The organism is Streptomyces sp. PSU-S4-23 (assembly GCF_055632315.1).
Map to the genome: position 1 here is coordinate 37,797 of NZ_JBVMUU010000002.1, position 16,580 is coordinate 54,376.

Annotated in this window: 9 protein-coding genes; 2 read left to right on the forward strand and 7 right to left on the reverse strand. The window is 74.4% G+C overall.

Features of this window, described 5'->3' with window-relative positions; translation table 11 throughout:
* Nucleotides 1-11: 11 nt before the first annotated feature.
* From ACZ79I_RS00670 to ACZ79I_RS00685, 4 genes are all read right to left on the reverse strand, one after another.
* Entirely contained in the window at nt 12-7,286 is a 7,275-nt protein-coding gene (locus tag ACZ79I_RS00670) for an SDR family oxidoreductase (protein WP_471493089.1), read from the reverse strand.
* A gap of 516 nt (nt 7,287-7,802) precedes the next feature.
* Nucleotides 7,803-8,504 (reverse strand): SDR family NAD(P)-dependent oxidoreductase, encoded by a 702-nt coding sequence (locus ACZ79I_RS00675; RefSeq protein ID WP_471493091.1) that lies wholly within the window; start codon nt 8,502-8,504, stop codon nt 7,803-7,805.
* Nucleotides 8,501-9,148, reverse strand: a complete 648-nt coding sequence (locus tag ACZ79I_RS00680; protein ID WP_471493093.1) for a flavoprotein — start codon at nt 9,146-9,148, stop codon at nt 8,501-8,503. The genes ACZ79I_RS00675 and ACZ79I_RS00680 overlap by 4 nt, the downstream gene beginning before the upstream one ends.
* The gene (locus tag ACZ79I_RS00685; RefSeq protein WP_471493095.1) at nt 9,145-10,050 is read right to left on the reverse strand and encodes a phosphotransferase; all 906 of its coding nucleotides are present in this window, start codon (nt 10,048-10,050) and stop codon (nt 9,145-9,147) included. The genes ACZ79I_RS00680 and ACZ79I_RS00685 overlap by 4 nt, the downstream gene beginning before the upstream one ends.
* Before the next feature lie 99 nt (nt 10,051-10,149).
* Between ACZ79I_RS00685 and ACZ79I_RS00690 the strand changes: the two genes are divergently transcribed.
* Together ACZ79I_RS00690 and ACZ79I_RS00695 are read left to right on the forward strand one after the other, a co-directional pair.
* Nucleotides 10,150-11,232 carry an ArsR/SmtB family transcription factor gene (locus ACZ79I_RS00690; protein ID WP_471493097.1) on the forward strand — a complete coding sequence of 361 codons (1,083 nt, stop codon included), beginning with the start codon at nt 10,150-10,152 and terminating at the stop codon, nt 11,230-11,232.
* The gene (locus ACZ79I_RS00695) at nt 11,229-13,034 is read left to right on the forward strand and encodes an MFS transporter (RefSeq protein WP_471493099.1); all 1,806 of its coding nucleotides are present in this window, start codon (nt 11,229-11,231) and stop codon (nt 13,032-13,034) included. The genes ACZ79I_RS00690 and ACZ79I_RS00695 overlap by 4 nt, the downstream gene beginning before the upstream one ends.
* 470 nt (nt 13,035-13,504) lie before the next feature.
* On the opposite strand, the gene ACZ79I_RS00700 is transcribed toward ACZ79I_RS00695, so the two are convergent.
* The 3 genes from ACZ79I_RS00700 to ACZ79I_RS00710 form a co-directional block, all read right to left on the reverse strand.
* Entirely contained in the window at nt 13,505-14,599 is a 1,095-nt protein-coding gene (locus ACZ79I_RS00700) for an ATP-grasp domain-containing protein (protein WP_471493101.1), read from the reverse strand.
* A gap of 95 nt (nt 14,600-14,694) precedes the next feature.
* Complete coding sequence (locus ACZ79I_RS00705; protein WP_471493103.1) at nt 14,695-15,894, reverse strand: FAD-dependent monooxygenase; 1,200 nt, start codon at nt 15,892-15,894, stop codon at nt 14,695-14,697.
* Nucleotides 15,891-16,577: a VOC family protein gene (locus ACZ79I_RS00710; protein WP_471493105.1), complete on the reverse strand. Its 687-nt coding sequence runs from the start codon at nt 16,575-16,577 to the stop codon at nt 15,891-15,893. Before ACZ79I_RS00710 ends, ACZ79I_RS00705 begins: the two co-directional genes overlap by 4 nt.
* Nucleotides 16,578-16,580 lie beyond the last annotated feature (3 nt).

The window sequence follows — 16,580 nt, forward strand, 5'->3', positions numbered from 1 at the left end:
GCTGGGGCATCTCACCAGCCCGAGGCGGTGTAGACGACGGCTGAGGCCGACTCGTCGCCCCAGGCGAGCTCGCGCAGCAGCGCGGCGGTGCCCTCCTCCGGGTCGATCAGCTTGATGCCGCGCCGGGCGTACTCGCGCCCGAGCTGCGGGGTCACCATGCCCGCGTGGCCTCCGGTGGGCGCCCATGGACCCCAGTGCACGGTCAGCGCCCGGCGGCCGGTGCGGGCTGTCCACGCGGTGCCGAGGCGTTCGAGGGCGTCGTTGGCGGCCGCGTAGTCGGCCTGGCCGCGGTTGCCGAGGACGGCGGAGATGCTGCCGAACAGGACGGCGAACGCGGGCCCGTTCGGCAGTTCCTCCAGCGCCGTCAGCAGGGTCTCGGCGCCGCTCGCCTTCGTGCCGTACACCCGCTGGAAGGACTCCGGGGTCTTCTCTGCGATCAGCCGGTCCTCGATCACCCCGGCCGCGTAGACGACGCCGTCGAGGCGGCCGTGCTCCGCGTGTATCTCCTTCACCGCCTGGAGGGCGGCGTCCGGTTGCCGGACGTCCACGCTGTGGTAGCGGGCCGGACTGCCGAGGGCCGCCAGCTCCTCCAGGGTGGCCGTGATCTCGCGCCGGGCCAGGACGAGTCCGGTGGCCCGGTTGATCTCGGCGGGGCTCAGGTCTCCCCGGGCGGCGAGCGCGGCGCGCAGCTCGGCCGGGGTGCGGGCGGCGGCGGTCTCCGGCTCCTCGGGGCCGACCGGCGCGGGCGTACGGCCGAGCAGTTCGATGCGGCACCGGGAGGCCGAGGCGAGCGCGGCGGCGAACGTCGCGGTGATGCCGCGTGCCCCGCCCACCAGCAGTACCACGGAGTCCCGGTCCAGTCCCAGCGCGGCGGCTTCCGCGGCTCCGGCGCCCGCCGGTCCGGCCCCGTTGACGGCCGGCGCGCCGAGCGGGCTCTCGACCAGCTCCAGCCCCTGCCGGCCGGCCGCCGCGCGCAGGACGACGGGAGCATCGGCCCCGGGTATCAGCAACTCGGCGAGCAGGGCGTCCGCGACGGCCGCCGGCGAGGTGTCGTCGAGGTCGACGATCCGCGCGAGGGTCTCCGGGTACTCGCGCGCGATGGTACGGAACAGGCCGTGCAGCCCCGCCGAGCGCAGGTCGTCGATCGGTCGTACGGCGAGGAGCCGGCGCGGCGCACGGCGGAGCGCCGCCTGGAACACGGGGAAGGCGGCGGGCAGGACGGGAGGACCGGCGGCGGTGAGGGAGTCGAGGTGGAGGACGCCGTCCACCGGACCGTCGTCCTGTGTGAGCAGGTCGTCCTGTGCGAGCAGGTCGTCCGGGGTGAGGTGCGCCGCGTGGGCACCGTGCGCGGTGAGCCGGGCCAGGACCTCGCGGTACGCCTCACGGCTGTGGCTGCCGCCGACGAGGACGAACCGCCGGCCGGCCAGGGCGGAGGACGGGTCCTCGGGACCGCTTGCGTCCTGCTGCTCCAAGAGCACCGGCCGGAGCAGGAAGCGCTTCGGCGCCTCGCCGGTCACCGCCGGGGACGTCTGCGGCTCCTGCCGCTGGGACCGCGTCGCCCGCGCCCCGCCCTCGCCGGGCTCCGCCAGCCGGGCCGCGAGCCACCCGGTCACCGCGGCCGCCGTACGGGCCTTCGTCAGGTCCTCCAGTTCCGCGTCGTCCAGGCCGGTGACCTCGGCACCGCCGCCGACGCCCAGGCGCTTGGCCAGTTCACCGGCGATCTCGGCCCGTTTGATCGAGTCGATGCTGAGGTCCGCCTCCAGGTCGAGGTCGGGTTCGATCATGTCGACGGGGTAGCCGGTGCGTTCGCCGATGATCTCCAGCACGGTCCGGAGCACGTCCGCCTCCGTGACGGTCCCGGGCGCGGGCGCCGGCTCCGCTGCGGGCACCGGCTGCCGGGGCGGCGGAGGCTCGGCGGCCGGTGCGGCCTGCTCCCGGGGGAGGGCGGGTAAGGCGGCGCCGGCCGCCGCGGGGGCGGGCACGGGCGCCGCCGGAGCCGGCCGCTCCCCCGGCGCGGCACCGAGATAGGTCAGCATCACGTCGCGCTGCGCGGCCACCATCTCCCGGCTGGTGCGCAGGAAGTCGGCGATCAGCGCGTCCGGGCCGGCCGCGGCGTGGGCACCTTCCGGGTGGTTCGTCGTCACAGTCGTCTCCGCAACGCGTCGGGCCGGTGCGAGGGCACCGGGGAGGAGTTCTCCGGCGGCGGTACGGACGAGCTGTCCGTCGACCGTCCAGCCGGGCGGCCTGGGCGTGGGGGTGCGGATCGCGTCGATGGCGTCGCGTCCCCGGAAGAGCCGCCCGGTGCGCACCGGCAGCCCGGCGACGGCCAGTTGGGCCAGAGCGTCCAGCCAGGCGCGCAGACCGCCGCCGGGGCGTGGTTCGCATGCCACGGTGCGGTGCGGGCGGTCGCCGAGGATCTGGCCCACCAGCCGGGTCAGAACGCTGCCGGGGCCCGCCTCGACGAAGATCCTCGCCCCCGCCGCGTACATGGCCTCGATCTGGGCGATGAAGCGGACCGGCGCGCCGATCTGGGCGGCGAGTTCGGCGCGGACCTCGTCCGCGGTGCCGCCGTAGGGGGCGCCGGTGCGGTTGGACCACACCGGGAACTCGGGAGGACGTACGGTGCGCGCCGCGAGCGCCTCGGCGAACCGCTCCCCGGCGCCGGCCACCAGGGGGCTGTGGAAGGCACAGGCCACGGGGATGCGCTGGGCACCGAGACCGGCTTCGCGCAGCAGCCGTACCGCGGCGGCGACGGCCTCGGTCGGGCCGGAGACGACGGTCTGCCGGGGCGAGTTGTGGTTGGCGACGACGACCGAGGCGGGGGCGCCGCCCTCGCGCAGGGCGCGCTCGACGTCGTCGGCTTCGGCCGCGACGGCGGCCATGGTCCCCGGGTCGTCGGATCCGGTGGCCGAGAGGATCGCCGCCGCGCGCTCGGCGCTCAGTTCCAGCAGGGTCTCCGGCTCGATCGCGCCGGCCGCGCACAGGGCGACCAGCTCGCCGTAGCTGTGCCCGGCCGCCATGTCCGGCCGCACACCGACGGAGGTGAGCAGGGCGTGAGCAGCGAGCCCGGTGATGCCCAGCGCGGGCTGGGCGACCCGGGTGTCGGTGAGGGCGGCCCGGCGGCGGTCCCGGGCGGCGTCGCCGAAGGCGGTGGGCGGGTACAGCGCGTCGGCGTGGTCGCGTCCGAGGTGGAGGTAGTGCTGCAGTTCGGGGAAGGCGATGAACGCCTCCGCGAGCATCCCGGGCCGCTGACTGCCCTGCCCGGGAAAGAGGAAGGCGACCTTGCCGCCGGCCTGCGGCCCGATGGCGCCGCGGGGAACCGCGTCGGCTGGTTCCTCGGGTGTCGCTCCGGGCGCGGCCGGCCTCCCCCGTACCGAAGGGCGTGTTCCGGCTCTCCCCGGTTCCGGACGGGACAGCGCGGGCTCCGGCCGTGCCGGACCATGCACGGTTCCCCGGTCGTCCGACGGGGGGCGGGTGGCCACGGCCGCCGCCGGGCGGTCCCCCTGTGCCGGTCCGGATGGCTCGGGGTCCTGGCCGGGATCCTCGCCTCCCGGGCCGCCGTTGCGCCGGCCGTCCGCGAGACCGATGTCCGCGAGGCCGCTGTCCGCGAGATGGATGCCCGCCGCCGGATCGTGCTCGCCCGCCAGCGCCCTGCGTAACCGGGCGATCAGGCCGTCCGGGCCCGTCACCGCCGTCGCCACCACCGCCACCCGCACCGGCGCCCGACCGGCGTCGGAACGCCGGGACGCGCTCAGCGCGAGGTCGCGCAGGCGCCAGGGCCGGCCGTCTGCCTCGGCGGCCTTCAGGATCTCCTCGACGGCGCGGTGCGCGGTCGCCGTGTCCCTCCCGCGGAAGGTGAACAGCTCGGCCGGCCAGGCGTCCAGGCCGTGGGCCGGCGGCAGGGCGTCACCGTGAGCGGCCAGCACCACGTGGAAGTTGGTTCCGCCGAAGCCGAACGCGCTCACCCCGGCGAGCCGCTCCTTCGCCGGGACCCCCCAGGGCCGTGCCTGGGTGTGGAGGACGAACGGGCTGTCCTCCTCCCGCCACGCCGGGTTGGGCCGCTCCACGTGCAGCGTCGGCGGCCTGACCCCGGTGTGGAGGGCCAGCACGGTCTTGATCAGGCCCGCGAGGCCGGCGGCGCACTTGGTGTGCCCGATCTGCGACTTCACCGAGCCGAGCGCGCATCCCTGCATGCGCGCCCCCGCCTCGGTGAACACCTCGCTGAGCACGGTGAGTTCGGTGCGGTCACCGACCACGGTCCCCGTGCCGTGCGCCTCGACGAGGCCGACCTCGGCCGGTGAGACGCCCGCGTTGCGGTACGCCCTTCGCAGTGCGGTCCGCTGGCCTTCGGGGCGGGGTGCGGTCAGGCCGCGCGAGCGGCCGTCACTGGAGCTTCCGACTCCCTTGATCACTCCGTAGATCCGGTCGCCGTCGCGTTCGGCGTCCGCCAGCCGCTTCAGGACGACGCACGCGACGCCCTCACCGAGCGCGATGCCGTCCGCCGAGCTGTCGAAGGCGCGGCATCGGCCGGTCGGGGAAAGGGCGTGCACGGAGGAGAAGAGGACGTAGTCGTTGACGCCGTTGTGCAGGTCGGCGCCCCCGCACAGGACGACGTCGCTGGTGCCGCCGACGAGTTCCTTGCAGGCGACGTCGACCGCGGCCAGCGAGGAGGCGCAGGCGGCGTCCACCGTGTAGTTGGCACCGCCGAGGTCCAGCCGGTTGGCGATCCGGCCCGAGATGACGTTGGAGAGCATGCCGGGGAAGGAGTCCTCGGTGAGCCGGGGCAGTTGCTCGTCCAGTCCGTCGGGCACCCTCCCGTAGTACGACGGCAGTACGGCCCGCAGGGTGGTCGCGTTGGACAGGTCGCCGCCGGCCTCGGCGCCGAACACGACGGAGGTGCGCGCGCGGTCGAACTCCCGTCCGCCCTCGCCGTATCCGGCGTCCTCCAGCGCACGCCGGGCCGCCTCCAGGGACAGCAGCTGCACGGGGTCGATGCTGCCGAGGGAGGTGGGCGGGATGCCGTAGCGGAGGGGGTCGAAGGGGATGCGGGGCAGAAAGCCGCCCCACTTCGACGCGGTGGCGCCGTCCGTGCCCGGGGCGTGGTGCACGGCGGGATCCCAGCGCTCCGGCGGCACCTCGCCGACCGCGTCGTGACCGGCGAGGACGTTCGCCCAGAAGGCGGCGAGGTCGGGGGCCTCCGGGAACATGCAGGCCATGCCGACGACGGCGATGTCGAGCGGTGCGGGCGGGCCCGGCCTCACGGAGCCGTCCCGGCCCAGGCGTTCACGCACCGCGCCCGCCCGGGCGACGAGGAAGTCCGCGGCCCCGTCGGTCACCGAGCGGTGCAGCGCACCGACGGTCGTCGTCGCCGAGCGGAGCACCGCCGCCTCTCCGGCCATGAACAGGCCCTCGTTGAGCTGGCGTTGCGCATCGACGGCGGTCAGTGCTCCGGCGGTGTCCCGCTCGACTCCCTTGCTGGCGATGCGCAGCCGGCCGACGTTGAGCCGCTCGAGCTCCTCCCAGATCCGGCGGTCGGGCACGCCCCGGGCCCGTAACCCGGCCTCGAACCCGCGGTAGCGGTCGCTGAACGGGCTGGGCACGCAGCGGGTGGCGTGGCCGGGCGCGGTCTGCAGCAGCGTGGTCCGGCGCGCCCGTACGACCTGTTCCTGGAAGAGCGGCTGCACGGCACCGCAGGTCACCGCCTCCTCGGTGAACAGGTAGGCGGTGCCCATCAGGACGCCGACGCGGGCGCCGCGCGCGGTCAGCGGGGCGGCGAGTGCCGCGACCATCGCGGCCGACCGCTCGTCATGGACGCCACCCGCGAAGAACATCTCGACGCGCCGGGCCGTTTCCTCGTCCGCGTCGTCCAGGAAGTCTGTCAGTACGGCGAGTTGGGCCTCCCAGAGCGGGAAGCTGCCGCGCGGGCCGACGTGGCCGCCGCACTCCGCGCCCTCGAACACGAAGCGGCGCGCTCCCGCGTCCAGGAACTGCCGCAGCAGCCCCGGCGAGGGCACGTGCAGGAAGGTGCTGACGCCGGCCCGCTCCAGTGCCTCCGCCTGGGCGGGCCGACCACCCGCGATGATCGCGTGCGTGGGCCGCAGCTCCCGTACGGCCTCCAGCTGGGCGGCGCGCACGTCTTCCGGCACGAAGCCGAGGACACCGACGCCCCAGGGCCGGCCGGCCAGGGCGGCGCGGGTCTCGGCCAGCACCGTGCGTGCCTGTTCACCGCTCGCGAGCGCGAGCGCGATGAAGGGCAGGGCTCCGTCATCGGCGACGGCCGCGGCGAACCGGGCCTGATCGCTGACCCGGGTCATCGGCCCCTGCGCGACGGGCAGTCGGGTGCCGAGGGCCTTGCTCATCGCGGATCCGGAGCGCAGTGCCGCCTCCGGTCCCTCGTCCCGTACGGCCTCCCGTACGGCCTCCCGTACGGCGGACGTCAGCGCGCGGACCGTCCGGCCGGTGTCGCCCCAGCGCTCGGCGAAGCGGGCGGCGAGGAAGCCGTCCTGGCCCACGGGCAGCAACTGGGTGTGCGGATCCCGCGCGCCGAGGGTCGCGGACACCTGCGCCGGGCCGTCGGAGGCGGCCTTCGGGGCGTCCGGACCGCGGCGGTGCAGCACCCGGTGACCGGCCACGACCGTGGTCTCGGAACCGTCCATGGACCGCAGGGCCGCGGCTGCCGCCTCCGGCAGCCCGCACTCGGCCAGCAGCGCCAGTTGACTGTCCAGGACGACCCCTGCCGCACCGCCGGTCACCGCGGCCGCCGCCGTGCGGGGGCCGATGCCGCCGCACGCCCAGACGGGGAGGTCCACGCCGGGCGCGGCGAGCAGGTGCTGGAGCAGGACGAAGGTGCTCAGTTCGCCGATCCGGCCGCCGCTCTCACTGCCGCGGGCGATCAGCCCGTGCGCCCCGGCGCGGACCGCCGCGAGCGCCTGCTCCAGGTCCGTGACCTCGACGAGCACGCGGTGCGCGGCGGAGACGTCGCCGACGCGCCACGGGGAGCCGGCACCGAGGACGACGGTGTGCGGGCCTGCGGTGGTACGGGAGCCGCCGCCTCCCGCGAGTTCCGCGGGATCCGTCCGGCAGTGCGCGGCGACCCGCACTCCGAACCGGCCGGGCCTCCACCGCCTCAGCCGCGCCAGCGCCTCCCGGGACGTCCGGTCGCCGTCTCCCAGGTCGAGCACCCCGAGTCCGCCGGCCCGGCTGACGGCCGCGGCGAGCCTGGCGTCCGGTTCACGGAACGGGGTGATTCCAATGATCAGGTCTTCGGCGCGCACAGCAGAGGTCATGATTCTCCGAATGAACGGTGAAAACTGCGTGGTGGGGGGTACGGCCTGCCGATGACGAACTCGCACGCGAAAGCGCGTCTTTTCGGTCTCTCCATGACGCGCCGCGAGAATCTTGCGAGAAAAACCGATGGAAAGCTAGACCCAAGGCTACCCGCGAGTCAACATCTCCAAGATCTCCGACGTGGAGCCGGTTCTGAGCCGGTTCGATCCGACCAACACCGGCCCATCGCCTCAAACGGCCGGAAATCCCGCTAATTTCCGGGTGGGTGCGCCAAGCGGATCAACGGCGACGCAAGCCTTGAGAAGTCATTCGTTTTACGAACCTGATCGCCTGATTCTTCCACGATCCACCGGGTCGGCCGCGACCGGCCGGGAATGCCGCGCACTTCTGGGAGGCCCTGCCGGGATGGGCGACGCCGGCCCGAGTGGCGAGCGGTGTCACGGACTTCGCCCCGGAGATGGGTGGAGGGCAAGGCCCCGTCGCGGCCCCTTGCCCGAGGCGAGTCCCGCAGGGACCTACCAGGGCAGGGGCTCGCGGTCACGGAAGAGCCCGCCGGTCGTCTTGTCCCCGTCGGGCAGCGTCGCCAGCCACACGGGGGTGTCGGCCCCCTCCTCGACACCGCGGGGCGCCCCGGGTCCGCCCAATCCGGTGCGGACCCATCCGGGGGAGGCGGCATTGACCAGCACACCGGTTCCGTCGAGGTCCGCCGCCAGTATCCGGGTGAGGGCGCTCAGCGCCGTCTTGGACACCCGGTACGCCGGTTGCTCGCCCCGGGTCATCAGGGACAGCGATCCCAGGTTGCTGGCCATGTTCACGATCCGGCCGTATCCCGCGGCGACCATGTGCGGGGCAACGGCGTCCGCCATGCGCCACGCGCCGATGAGGTTGGTCTCCAGTGTCTCGCGCACGATCCGGTAGTCGACGCCGACCGCACGCTGTCCGCCGTCGATGCCGATTCCGGCATTGTTGACCAGGACGTCGATGCGTCCTGTCGTCTCGACCGCCCGGAGCACGGCCGCGTCGACACTGGCCGCCGACGTCACGTCCAGCGTCAGGGGCAGCGCATTGCGGCCGAGGCGGTCGGCGGCCCGCTCCGCGTCCTGGGCGCTCCGCGCCGCGACGAGGACCCGCAGCCCGCTCTGTGCGAGCCGGCGGGAGATCTCGGCGCCGAGGCCGCGGGCACCGCCCGTGACGAGGGCCACGCGGGGACCGGTCACAGGCGGGCTCCGCCCCGGACCCCGGCGGAGCCGGCCGCTTGGCCGCGCGTTCCGGCCGGCGGAGCGGGCAGCGCGGCGAGCCCCAGATGCCAGGGGAAGGCCGGCCGCTCGCCCCCGGCGGGCGGCGGCGCCTCGTCGGGCAGGAGCAGCGTCACCCCCGCTCCGCGCAGCGTGGACACGGTGGGGGCGAACGCCGGATGGGCCCGGTCACGGCCCAGGCAGGGCAGCGCGACCAGCGGCAGTCGCTTGCAGAGTGCCTCGTTGAGCAGGCCGAGCGCGAGGTTGTCGCTGATTCCGGCCGCCCACTTGTTCATCGTGTTGGCGGTGATCGGGGCGACCAGCACGGCGTCGGCGCGCGGCAGTACGCGGGACTCACCGGGCATCGAGTAGCGGCTGCGCACCGGGTGGCCGGTGCGGCGGGCGAGGGCGGGGATGTCCCTCTCCATCCAGAGGGCAGCCGTGGGGCTCAGGATCAGGCAGGTGTCCCAGCCTTGTTCGCGGGCAGCGTCGAGGACCGTGCCGACCTCCAGTACAGGTGGCGCCGCGCAGCCGATCACGTACAGTGCCGGCCGGTCGTCGCCGGCGGCCGGGCTGCCGTGCCAACGCGTTCCGCGTTCCCCGCGGACGCTGTTGCGCCCGGTCACCGCAGCGCCTCCAGCAGTGCGGACCGGGATTCGCTCAGCCAGGACTGACGTCGCCGTATCGCGTCGCCGGCCCCGCGTTCCCACATGCGTGCCCAGCCTCCGCCGAGCTGCTCGGCGGAGGCGCGCATGCGCAGCCAGCTGAGATCGGCCCTGGCGATGCCGAGGTCCGGGAGCGCGGCCCGCTGCGCTGCCGACAGTCCGTAGGCGTCGGCGAAGATCCGCAACCGGGCCGGCTGGTCGACGTGGCGCCAGGCGGGCCACAGGTCCTGCGGCGGGCAGAGCGGGACCCAGTGCACCGCGGCGTTGTACACGTTGAGCAGCCGGGTGGTCGGACCGGCCAAGTCGAAGTCGATGAAGCCGGCGGCCCGTCCGTTCCGCACGACGGTGTTGCGGGGAGTGATGTCCAGGTGCGAGACCAGCTCGGGTTGCGGGTCCGCGACGGGCAGGTCGACCGTGACCAGGTCACGACGCCACACCGTGCCCGGGGCGGCCGCGAACCGCCGGTCGGCGGCGTACCCCTGCGATGCCTCGTGCAAGCGGCGCAGCAGCTGCGCCACGCTTGCCAGCAGGGCGTCCGCGGCGGCCCAGCGTTCCGGCGGTTCGCCCGGGACATCGCCCTCGAGGTAGGTCAGTACGTCACGGCCTTGGTCGTCCCGTCCCAGGTAGCGCGGGGCGGCGTCGAAGCCGGCGCGCTGGAGATGGTCGAGGTAGTCGGCGACCGCGGTGCTCTGGGGCTGGTGGGGTCGCCGCACGGTGTCCGCCACCCGCTTCACTCCCTCGCTGAGATTCCCCTGCGCCAGGGCTCGCCCGGGCGGTTCGGCCGGTCCGCCGCCGGCTTCTTCGTAACGCCGCACGGCCGGGGGGTCGTTGAGCAGGTGATCGGAGGTGCTCTCGCTTCGCATGCGGCAGACGCTGCCGGTCGCGGTGGACGGCGGGCAAGGGACGGCTGCGAATATTCGCGTTCCTGACCGCGCGGCACCATCGTTCGCTATCTTGCGAACATGCCATCCACCGAATCGAGAACGGTACGGGTGTTCCGCCTGGAGCCGCAGCTCGCCGGACCCCGGATCGGTGTGTCGTGCGGCACCGGGTACGAGGCGCTGCTCGGGCTCATCATGTTCGCCGGTCATCAGCCTCCCGGGGACTACGACATCGGGCAGGCATGGTTCGACCGGGTCCGCTCCCAGGCGTCGCGGCAGCTCCATGAGGACGTGGCCAGGCTGTGCGCCGGTGTGCCCACGGTCTTCGGTCATCTGCTGGGCCTGGTACGGCTCGCCCGCGAACCGCACGACCTTGCCGCGCTCACCGACCTGGTCTCGGACCTGGCCCCGTCCCGCCTGCGCCTGGAACTGCTCGGCCGGTCGGCCTCCGCCGTGCGGGCGGGTGTTGCGCCGACGGTTCTCGAACGGGCCGCGGAGGGGGATGCCGCCGCGACGGAGGAACTGCTCGCCGTGGCGGCCGACGACGAGCGCTGGGCGAAGAACGTCCGCGCCGTGCTCGCGCTGACACCGGAGGAGACGAGCAGGCTGACCGTGCGTGTGCTGCGCCGGTGGGCCGACGAGGTCTTCACCGAGCAGGAGGCGTCGCTCGCACGGCGGCTGACGGATCAGGCGGACCGCTGGCGCGCCGCGGCCGCCCGGTCCGGCTGGCGGGACATCGTGGAGAACGCCACCGGCGGCATCGTCCTCGGAGAGGATCTTCCGGCCGACAGTGTCCTGCTCGTTCCGACCGTCCTCGGCGCACCATGGGTCTACTCCACCGATGTGAACGGCACCAGGATCTTCTGCTGCCCGGTCCGCGAACAGACCGAACCGGCCGCCGACACTCTGGTGCCGGTCCTGCGCGCCCTGGGCGACGCGACACGGCTGGCGGTGCTGCGCCATCTGGCGACCGGCGGACCCACCACCCTCTCGGAACTGACCACGAAACTGGGCATCTCCAAGTCGGCCGTCCACAAACACATCATGCTGCTGCGGTCGGCCGGCCTGATCCGGCTCGAACTCGGCCGTGAACGCCGCTACGCACTGCGGGCGCTGCCGGACCTGACCGCCCTCGTCGCCCGCGTGATCCACGCCGGCCCATGACCTCGCCCGCAAAACCCCGGCGGTCGGCCCCCTCCCTCCCGCCGACCCGGCGCTACCGGGTCAGGCCGGCGGATCTCAGGCGCCTGTGGACCGGTCAGACCGTGAGCATGTTCGGTGACGAGATCACGGCGGTCGCGCTGCCGACGATCGCCCTGCTGATCCTGCACGCCTCACCGTTCCAGTACGGACTGCTGAGCGCGAGCACCTATCTGCCCTACCCGGTCCTGGGGCTGCTCGCCGGAGCCTGGGTCGATCGGGTACGCCGCAGGACGGTGCTGCTGCTCGCGGACATCGCCCGCGGGACCGCCATCGCGTCGGTCCCTGTGGCGGTGATCAGCGGCACGCTGACCGTGGCACAGCTGGTCCTGGTCGGCCTGGTCGTCGGGACCGCCTCCGTCTTCTTCAACTCGGCCTACCAGGCATTCCTGCCGCATGTCGTCGCGACCGAGACCCTCACCAAGGCCAACGCCCGGCTGTCGACCAGCGAGACCGCGTCCCAGGTCGCCGGTCCCTCCGTGGCGGGACTGCTGATCAGCCTCATCGGCGTCGGGGGTGCGATGATCCTGGATGCGGCCTCCTTCCTGGTGTCGGTGCTCAGCCTGCTGATGATCCGTCGGCCGGAGGTCGCGCCCCAACGCCGCCGCAGCAGCCTCATCCCGGAGGTCCGGCAGGGACTGCGGCTCGTGCTGCGGGACCGGCTGCTGCTCGGCCTGACCCTGACCTCGGCGGTGTCCAACCTCGGCCGGGGCATGGCGCTCCAACTCGTCCTGCTGTTCGCCTACAGCGGCCTGGGCCTCTCGCCCGCCGTCGCGGGCGTGATGCTGGCCGCGGGAAACGCCGGCCCCTTCCTCGGATCCCTGTGCAGCCGGCGTTTCACCGAGCGCTTCGGGCTCGGCCCCGCCCTGCTGATCGGCAGCGTCATGAAGGGACTCCCCTGGGTGTTCGTCCCCGTGGCACTGCTCGGCGGTGCCATGCCGGTCATCGTCGCCATCATGGTCGTGTCGGGATTCTTCATCCCGGTCAGCAACGTCACCACCCTCACCATCCGGCAGACGCTGGTCGCGGCGGACATGCAGGGCCGGGTCGCCGCAACCGTCCGCACCGTCACCCGGACCGCCGTCCCGCTCGCCACGCTCCTCGGCGGCGGGCTCGGCGAGCTCGGCACCAGCCTGCTGGGCCCTCGCGCCGGTCTGTCCGCGGTCCTCGCCCTGGGCGGGCTGATCTGGATGGGCGCCGGTGTGCTCCTGCCGCGGCCCTTGCTGCGCACGGTGCGTTCGGTCGACGACCTGCAGGAGGTGGACCCCGCCATCGCCGACCGGGACCCTCACCGGGGCAGGCACCGCGCCGCCGCCAAGGACCGCGAGGCCGGCACCGTGCCCGGTGCCGGCCGGGCAGAGGTGTCCGGCCGGCCGACGGTCTCCGCCGGCGTCCAGGGGCCGGCCCCCGCGGACGGCCTCCCGCGGTCCGCGGACGGGCGGCGCAGCGCCGCAGGACCGGCAGCCGGCGGACAACCTTCCGGTCGGCGACCCGACCGGAAGCGTCCGGCGTCACCGCCGCGCGAGGGGGACGGCGTGTCCGCACGGATCCCGTCGTCCTGGACGGGCCGCAGGACGCGCCCGGCAGCCACCCGTGCCGCACTGCGCTTCTGGAGGGCCTCGAAGGGGCTGACCACCGAATACTGGGAGGGGACCTCCGCATACTGGCAGAGCCCGCTCCGGCTGGCCGGATACGCCTCGCTCCCGGAGGATGGGGCGGAGGCCGTCGAGCAGGCGGGCCGACGGCGGGCGACGGGGCCCCGATAGGCCCTTCCGACATCGCGACACCGCTCCGGGAACGTGCGGGTGACCGCGGTGGCGCCGTCCCGGCTCGCCCAAGAAGCCTGCCCGCTTCCGCCACCGCGCGCATCACGGGCGCGCCCGGCGTCCCCGTGCGCGAGTCACGGCGGGCCCGAGCGGTGGCGCCACACGGGGTGGTGCCACGCGTGGTGGCGCCACACGCGGTGGTGCCACACGCGGTGGTGCCACGCGCGGTGGCGCGGCATCGGCGAAGACGCGACGACCCAGCGTCGGAAGTGAGGAGTGGCGCGCGAGAGCCCGCCCGGCGACGGCCGCCCCGGGCACCGGCCGCGCCCCGTGCGGCGGACCCCTCACCGGGGCAGGTCCGGCCGCACGGAGCACGCTCTCTGCGCACATGACCCCCGCACATACGGGGGCCGCGCTCCGCGAAGAGCACGCCCGGTGCAAGGGGCACCGCCGAGGCACCGGACGGAGCGTCACCCGACCGTCGGCGCCGCCGGAGCACACGCGGGCGGGGCAGCCGTCCGGTCACCGGAGCCGGTGGTGACGGCCCGCCACCGGTCGAAGTCCGCACGGTAGGCGCGGAACCTGGCCCGTTGAATCTCCGCCATGCCGGGAAGGCGGGCAGTCACCGGGCCGACGTAGGCATCGATCTCGACCTCCGACAGGTGGTAGGCGCGACCGTCGAAGAGGAAGTCAACGGCGAGCCACGGCGTGTCCAGGTGTGCGGCGACCGCGGCGGCCCGCTCCCGCAACCCCTCGGGAACCGGGACGAGCCGGGCCGCGCCGCCGATGGTCACATTGGCCGCCGGGCCGCCGTCCACCGCCGTCCGCAGCAGCGCGCCCACCGGTACACGGTCCACGCAGTAGACACGGACGTCGGAGGGCTCGCCGTCGGCGCCGCCCACGAACGGCTGTATCACCATGGTGAGTTCGGCCGCCGCGGCCAGCCGCAGCACCGTCAGCAGCTCTGCTTCGCCGCCGACGCGAACCACGCCCCTGCCGGAGCCCCAGCTGGCCGGTTTCACCACGACCGGGTAGCCGATCCCGGCGTCCTCCAGCCGGACCCGCATGCCCGTGAAGTCGCGCGTGTGCACACTGACGGTGGGAAGCCAGCCGGGGTCGACGCCCCGCAGGTGCAGCAGTGTGGCCGCCTTGTCGTTGCTGACGAGGTTCAGCTCCGGCCGGATCAGCGTGCGGTATCCCGCGCCCGCGACCGCCTCGAAGGTCGCCAGCGAGCGCCAGACGTCGGCCTGGAACATCGGCCAGGTGTAGAGCTTGGTGTGGAAGACCGTCGTGGCCGGGTCGGCGGGTTCGCCACGGACATGGACCCGGGGGCCGCCGGGAACGGCCACGACGTCGACGTCGTCGACCGCGACGATGTCCAGGCGCAGGCCCGCGGCCTCGGCCGCCCGCCGATAGCCGTCCCAGCCGGGCTCGTCCTCCCGCACGGTCCGCGGCCGGGCGCGCTCGGGCCAGAACCAGCACAGCCGCGGCACGGTACCGTCCCCCGTCCCCGTACCCGTACCCGTCGCCTCCGCCGTACCCGTCCCTGTCGCGTTCCCCGACATGTCGCTCCCCCTGCTCCTCTGTGTTCCTTGTTCGCCGTCCCGTCCCGTCTCCCCGCCCCTCCCCGCGGCTCCGGCGGGGTGCGACCGCCCGGCCGTCACCGGCTCCGCCCGCTCGTGGACCGGGACCGCCGGCCGAGCCCCATCCGCGCCCGCAGGTCCGCCTCCACCGCCGCCGGGTCCCCTGCCAGCAGACGGGCCCGCTCGAGCGCTTCGGGGGTCGGCCCGTAGCTGCCGATGATCCGCTCCGTCAGGTCCCATGCGGCGCCCAGCAGCGCATCGCGGCGCTCGGTGAGTCCCCGGTAGGCGTCCGGTGCCCCGGTGACCGTGCCGACCTCCGCGACCCTGTCCCGCAGCAGGCGGACCGTGGTGAGCACGGCGCGGGCGCCGAGCGCGGACATCGGGTCCAGATGGAAGCCGGCGTCCCCCACCAGAGCCCACCCCGGCCCCGCCAGCGGCCGGCGCAGCATGCGCAGTCTGCCTGCGCCACCGACGGGGGTGGTCCGGGTGCCCGCCTCCAGGGCGGGCCCGACGACCGGATCGGCCCGCGCGACACGGGCGTACAACCGCACGGGATGCTCACCGCGCTCGGCGATCAGGCCGCCGTGCAGCGCGACGGCCACGCACCACAGGGACGGCCCGCACGGGGTGACGACGAGCATGCTGCCGGGCTGCCTGGAGTAGTGGATCCGGTCCGCGGGCAGCGCCAGGTCGCGGTAGTACGCGAGCAGCCCGGTCCACGGGGACGGCACCGTTCGGTAGGGGGTGGCACCGGCCCGGTCGGCATTGCGGGAGAGCCTGCCGTCGGCGAAGACCACCAGTTCGCAGCGGACTTCGTGCTCCGCCCCTCGATAGCGGAAGCGGACACCGGTGATCCGGTCGCCGTCGCGCACCACTCCGGTGGCCTTCGCCGGGTGCAGGAACGTCACATTGGGGTGGCGGGCGGCGCGGGCGGCGAGCGCCGGGTCGAGCACATGACGGGGCACGCTCATCCGGTAGCAGTGCTCGTCGTCGTCCGGATACCGGTACCCGACGCTGACGTCCAGGGCGCGGCGGGTGTGCCCGAGCAGCTTCGGCGCCCCGCAGGCCAGTACGGTGCCGGTCAGTCCCAGGTCCTCCCAGATCAGGTTGTCCGGCCGGTCCCACGACAGTTGCTGCGGCCAGTGCGTGGCGGGATCGCGGCGGTCGAGCAGCAACACCCGTCCGGCGTGGGGGGCCAGCGCATGCACGGTCAGCGCGCCGGCCATGCGCGCGCCCACGACCACCAGGTTCCAGCGGTCCGCAATCCGGCCGCTCACGGCAGCGCCACCTCGACGTCGCCGTCGGCCGTGCGGATCCGCACGGACCGTATGCCCTCCCGGCCGTGCACCGCGGCATCGGCGCCGGCCGTCTCCACGACCACGGGCAGTTCGGCGTGCCCCCACCAGGACGGGAGGTCGGGACGGTCCGTGCGTACCGTGACGGAGGCGAACTCCAGGGGCGTACGGCGGTGCCCGGCCCGCTCGAGATCGCCGGCCACCCGGGCGGTGCGGGCGGGCCGGTTCCCGTACTCGAGGAAGAAGGGCCGCGAGGGGCACCGCCACGACGCGTCGAAGGCCGTTTCCGCCCAGGGGAAGCGCCTCCCGTCGGCGCGTACCGACTCTCCGCGCAGCAGCCCGGGGTCGGTGCCGGTGAGCGACCGCACACGGTCCGCGTCCTGGTCGATGTCATCGGACAGCAGCGCCCAGTTGAGGAAGACGGGCCCCGCGGCGGTGCGTTCCAGGAACAGCCGGCCGAACGCGCTCTTGGCCAGCCTGTCCGTGTCGGCCGGGATGAGGAGTTCCAGGTACTGCACCTGCGGTGTGCCGAACGGCACCAGCCAGCCCTGGGTGCCGTCGTCATGGGCCGAGCCCTCGATGGCACCGAACCCGTAGCGGTCGCGGAGCAGTTCACGCAGCGGGCCGATGTGCCGTGCGCCGATGATCACGTGGTCGATGCGCATCGC

Bases quoted from the DNA above. Each gene is read 5' to 3' on its own strand.
- ACZ79I_RS00670 (WP_471493089.1), bottom strand. From the start codon at position 7,286: ATGACCTCTGCTGTGCGCGCCGAAGACCTGATCATTGGAATCACCCCG.
- ACZ79I_RS00685 (WP_471493095.1), bottom strand. From the start codon at position 10,050: ATGCGAAGCGAGAGCACCTCCGATCACCTGCTCAACGACCCCCCGGCC.
- ACZ79I_RS00710 (WP_471493105.1), bottom strand. From the start codon at position 16,577: ATGCGCATCGACCACGTGATCATCGGCGCACGGCACATCGGCCCGCTG.
- ACZ79I_RS00695 (WP_471493099.1), top strand. From the start codon at position 11,229: ATGACCTCGCCCGCAAAACCCCGGCGGTCGGCCCCCTCCCTCCCGCCG.
- ACZ79I_RS00690 (WP_471493097.1), top strand. From the start codon at position 10,150: ATGCCATCCACCGAATCGAGAACGGTACGGGTGTTCCGCCTGGAGCCG.
- ACZ79I_RS00700 (WP_471493101.1), bottom strand. From the start codon at position 14,599: ATGTCGGGGAACGCGACAGGGACGGGTACGGCGGAGGCGACGGGTACG.